3 protein-coding genes are annotated in these 5,431 nt (G+C 47.4%); all 3 read right to left on the bottom strand.

The features are described from left to right. Positions 1 to 151: 151 nt before the first annotated feature. Entirely contained in the window at positions 152 to 2,728 is a 2,577-nt protein-coding gene (locus ACTHY5_RS11070; RefSeq protein WP_441879604.1) for a TRAP transporter permease, read from the bottom strand. A gap of 145 nt (positions 2,729 to 2,873) precedes the next feature. Then, a complete protein-coding gene (locus ACTHY5_RS11065) occupies positions 2,874 to 3,827 on the bottom strand; it encodes a TAXI family TRAP transporter solute-binding subunit (RefSeq protein ID WP_441879602.1) in 954 nt (317 codons plus the stop codon). A 292-nt stretch (positions 3,828 to 4,119) separates the two neighbouring features. Further along, entirely contained in the window at positions 4,120 to 5,373 is a 1,254-nt protein-coding gene (locus ACTHY5_RS11060) for a D-amino acid dehydrogenase (RefSeq protein WP_441879600.1), read from the bottom strand. Between the last annotated feature and the right edge of the window lie 58 nt (positions 5,374 to 5,431).

The raw sequence follows: 5,431 nt of genomic DNA, 5'->3' as shown, positions 1-5,431 counted from the left end.
TGTTTCCTCTTTCATACTGTATTTAAATAGATCGATTATTTAGTGTGTTTGGTATTAGATGAGTATCAGTTACTTCTACTCAGCTGGGCAGAAAAAAGCCCCAACGTTGGGTTGGGGCTTTTTGTTAACGCTAACTTGAGGTTAACGAGTATTAGGCAGTGGCTGCCGGCTTAGGCTCAGCTTTGGGCCGACGGCGGCGTTGTAGCCAAACAACCAGTGCTAATACTAAGAAGCCAGGGATCCACATTAGCTCTTTAAGCCAGCGCTCTGTTGGGGCTCTTACCAAGAGTATTTCTTGGTCAAAGTCTAATCCCAAATCAGCGGCAGGACTATTAAAGGCCACACTGTCTACCAACACCTTATCGTCTTCTTCATACAGCATTAAGCCCAGCTTTTGCATGCGCTCTTCGCCTGTGTCGCCAGCAGGCACGGGCAATAGCATACTAAACTCTTGATACTCACCGACTGCATCTAAACCACCGATTCGTAAGCGGAGTTGGCTTTCTGCGTCAACGTTGCCCATCACCTGCTCCAGCTGGGTTGGGGCTATATCTCGATAAGGATCGTGTAGCATGTCGGTCCAAAAGCCTGGGCGGAACAAGGTGAAGGCAACCAACAATAACAGCACACCTTCATACCAGCGGCTGCGCACTAAAAAGAAGCCTTGAGTACCGGCGGCAAAGATAAGCATGGCCGCAGTCGAGATAATAAAGATGAGCACCCCGTGCCAAAAGCCCACATCAATTAATAATAAGTCAGTATTAAAAATGAATAAAAAGGGCAGGGCGGCGGTACGTAAGCTGTAATAAAACGCCGTTAGACCGGTTTTTATGGGGTCGCCTTTCGACACAGCTGCGGCGGCAAACGAGGCCAAACCGACCGGCGGGGTGACATCCGCCATTATGCCAAAATAGAACACAAATAAATGCACGGCTACCAATGGCACAATTAAGCCATTTTGCTGACCAAGAGTGACCACTACAGGGGCAAGCAGACTAGACACCACAATATAGTTGGCAGTGGTGGGTAAGCCCATGCCCAAAATCAGGCTAAACACAGCAATCAGCATCAGCATCAGCAGTAGGTTACCCATGGATAACAGCTCGACTAAATCTGCTAATACTAAACCTACCCCAGTTTGTGATACCGCCCCTACAATGAGCCCCGCGGCTGCAGTGGCAATACCAATACCAATCATATTACGGGCGCCGGCCAGCAAACCTTCGCGCAAATCGACCAAGCCATCAATAAAATTACCATGGTCATGCAAACCATCGGTGCGCATCCAACTGAGTAGCGGACGTTGGGTAAGAAGAATAAATACCAACATTACGCTGCCCCAAAATGCCGACAAGCCCGGTGATAAACGCTCCACCATCAAGCACCACACTAATACCACTACCGGCAGCAAAAAGTGTAAGCCTGATAATAATACGGCACGGGTTTGTGGTAATGAGTCTAGGGGCGCATTGGGATCTTCAGGAGGCAGTGGTGCCACACTGGCGGCAATTTTTAATAAGCCTAAATAAGCAGCTAGCAGTAATACGCCCACGCCTTCCAGTAAATAGTTACCTAATACTGGCTTTAACCAGCCAAGACCATAATAAACCGCCAACGATAACCCACTGATCAAGGCGGCACCAAAGGCAAACCCTGTTAAGCGGCGTAGCCAAGGTTTAGGCTGATAGCCAGCTATGGGTTGTAGCCCCAGCTTCATCGACTCAAGGTGTACTATGTATAACAAGGCAATGTATGAAATAGCGGCGGGCAAAAATGCATGTTTGATAATTTCCACATAAGGCATGCCAATGTATTCCACCATCAAGAACGCCGCAGCGCCCATCACAGGTGGCATAATTTGCCCATTTACCGACGAGGCCACTTCGACTGCCCCTGCTTTTTCAGCAGAAAAGCCGGTACGCTTCATCATGGGAATGGTAAAAGTACCGGTTGTTACCACGTTGGCAATCGAAGAGCCCGAGATCATGCCGGTTAAGCCCGACGCCACCACGGCCGCTTTAGCAGGTCCACCACGAAAATGACCTAATAAACTAAACGCCAATTGAATAAAGTAGTTGCCAGCTCCAGCGCGCTCTAATAATGCCCCAAACAGCACAAACAAAAATACAAAGCTGGTGGAGACGCCAAGCGCAATACCAAACACACCTTCTGTGGTGATCCATTGATGGTTGGCTAGGGCATGAAAGCTAACACCACGGTGAGCTAATAAGCTCGGCATATAAGGGCCGGCTAAGCTGTACGCTAAAAAGACTAAAGCAATAATTGCCAGCGGTGGCCCTAATGCGCGACGAGTCGCCTCTAGCAATAACACTATGCCCACACAAGCGGTCACTAAGTCGGGCGTGGTTAAGCTGCCGGGGCGTTGTGATAAGTCTTGATAAAAGATAAACAAATAGGCGGCACTGGCGGCTGCGACTAAGCCAATGGCGATATCGATAATGGGCACGCGATCTCGCGGGGAAGATTTAAACGCAGGAAACACTAAAAATGTGAGTAACAACGCAAACGCAAGATGAATGGAGCGTGTTTCTGTACTGTTAAAAACGCCAAAACCCACCATAAAAGGCAGTGGGGAGGCAATCCAGAGCTGAAATAAAGACCATAATAATGCCAAGCTTGCGCTTGTTTTGGCCATTAAGCCACCGGGGTTACGAGCGCCCACGTCTTGGGCAATCAGCTCCTCTACGGAGAGTTTTTTATCTGACATAGGGTGATTACCTATAAAGATGTTGCAATAGAGAGTAACAAACCTCTTCTGATAACACAGAAGAGGTTTGGTTTATGATAAGAATACATCAATTAGGCACAAAGCCTGAAATAATTATCTTATGGTCTCTATTGTTAAAAGAGACTTATAGCCAGCCTTGTTCTTGGTAGTAACGTTTGGCACCTTCATGCAGTGGTGCGGTAATGCCGGCACTGATCATGTCTTCTGCTTTTAAATCAGCAAAAGCGGGGTGTAGACGCTTGAAGCGCTCTAGATTATCAAACACGGATTTAACCAGTTCATAGACCACATCGGCATCGGCCTGAGCTGTGGTGGCCAATATTGCTTTACCACCAATAGAGGGGATTGGCTTATCTACGCCTGGGTATAAACCGGCAGGAATATCCGCTTGGGTAAAGTAACTGGCCGTGTCGAGTAGTTTATCAACACCGTCACCGGTTACCGGCAGTAGCTTTGCATCCGCTGTGGTTAAGGCTTCTTGAATAGCACCGCTTGGGTGACCGACAACATAGGTAATAGCGTCTAAGTTGTTATCACCCAGGGCGGCTGCCATTTCAGCAGGCTTTAGCTCAGCGGCCAATGAAAAGGTGTCTTTATCCCAACCATTAGACTGCATCAGCTCATCAAAGGTATCGCGGCTACCAGAGCCGGGAACACCAATGTTGACTCGCTTACCTTCTAAGTCACTTAAGTTGTTGATATTGCTATCGTTACGTACTACCACTGTTAAAATTTCACTTTGCAGTGAGAATACGGCACGTAGGTTATCAACCGGTTTTTTGTCGAAAGGAGCTTGGCCTTCAATCGCTTTATACTGGTGATCTGACTGAATAAAACCAAAGTCATAATCGCTATTTTGCAAGGCGACTATGTTGCTCACACTGCCCGCCGATGAAGGTGCATTACACTTAATGTCGTGCTCATCTGCGCCGCGGTTAAGAAAACGACACACAGACTGCCCAGCGGTATAGTAAACGCCGGTTTGTCCACCTGTGCCTATGGTGACATATTGAGGAGCTGCATAGACTTGCGTGCTCAGTAAAAGGGCAGTCATGGTGCCGGTAGCTATCTTCATCATATTGTGACTCTCCATTCTTATTGTTTTAAACAATGTTCCCAATGACATCGACATTTCTTTTACGATCAATACATTAGTGTATGTATTTTCGTATCAGTTAGATACGTTAATGTAATCTTTATCTATTTGCTAATAAAATGTTACTAAGTGAGACGGTTTGCAGAAACATAATCCTAATTAATAGGCTTATGAATGAGTAAAGTGCTAGCCGCAGGGCGAGATAACCGGCATTTTTTTCGGCTATTATGCCGACCAAACCTGCGACACTATGCACTGTCAAAAGAGGTGAGAGCTATAGCTGTAATCCTGTTAGTGCGATAGAAACAGGTTCATCATCAATGACTTGTGATAAACAAGCTGCACTGGCGCAGGCGAGGGTAAAGCCTAAGCTGCCATGACCCAGATTTAACCAGAGATTTTTAATGCCACTGCGCCCCAGTAACGGGGTGCCTTGTGGCGTGGCAGGTCGTAGCCCAGCCCATGGGGTGGCGTTTTGGTAATCACCCGCCTTGGGGAAGCTGTGTTGAGCTTGGTGGCGTAACGCAGCTATACGCTTGGCATCCAGTGTGGTGGTAGTGTGACCAATATCTACCATGGCGGCTACCCGTAATTGATCTTTTAGCCGCGCATAGACGATTTTTTGGTCATAATCGGTGACATTGGTATGAGGTACTGTGCTGTTATCGGTCACGGGTAAAGTTAAGCTATACCCTTTAAGGGGATATAAAGGCACCTTAATACCCGCCGGATCCAGTATCTTTTTGCTGCCCATACCTGCGGCAACCACAAGATGCTCAACATCAACTTGATGGGTTAATGCATCTTGGGTGTTGGTCACACTCAGCCCGCGAATGTGTCCTTTTTCTAGAATTAATTTATCCACTGTGTGTGAGGCATGTAGTGTGAAATCAGGATGTGCATTAAGTTGTTGTAATAACTGCTGACAAAATAAGTAGCAGTCGCCCACTTCATCCCCTGGAGAAAAAATACCTCCTTGTAAGTGTGGTGCTAAATTAGCCAGAGATGGCTCTGCTTCTACACACTCTTTTACACTTAGCACTTGCTGAGGGGAGGAGGGAGTGATCTTGCTGGCTGCGTGTTTAAATTGTTGATGTTGGCGGTAAATTACCATTTTCCCATTGGCACGCCAGCCAAAATCAGTTAGTCCATATTGCGCTTGCCAGTCGTGCAATACAGACTGACTGTGCAGGGCTAGGCGCAATAAGTGGGCGGTATTGGTTTGATTTACAGACGTGCGGCAAGCTTGTAAAAACTGCCAACACCAGTGCCATTGCTCTAGGCTCATACGTGGGCGAAACCGCAAGGGGGAGTCTTTTTTTATCATCCAGCCAAGGGCTTGCCAAGGCACGCCCGCGTCCGCTAAGGGCGTCACATAGCGATAACTCAGTTGCCCGCCATTAGCAAAACTGGTGGCCATGCCTACCTGGTCGTTTTGCTCATACAACTCGACCTTATGGCCTTTGTTAATTAGGGCATAAGCTGTGGTTAGGCCTATCACTCCCCCACCAATAATGGCTACGCGCATGCCAGCTTCCTCTATGGTTATCTATAAATGTGTAAAATAATCCCTAATCCCTAATCCC

Source organism: Oceanisphaera sp. (assembly GCF_052084945.1).
Lineage (GTDB): Bacteria > Pseudomonadota > Gammaproteobacteria > Enterobacterales > Aeromonadaceae > Oceanimonas.
This window is presented reverse-complemented; position numbering and strand designations above follow the sequence as displayed.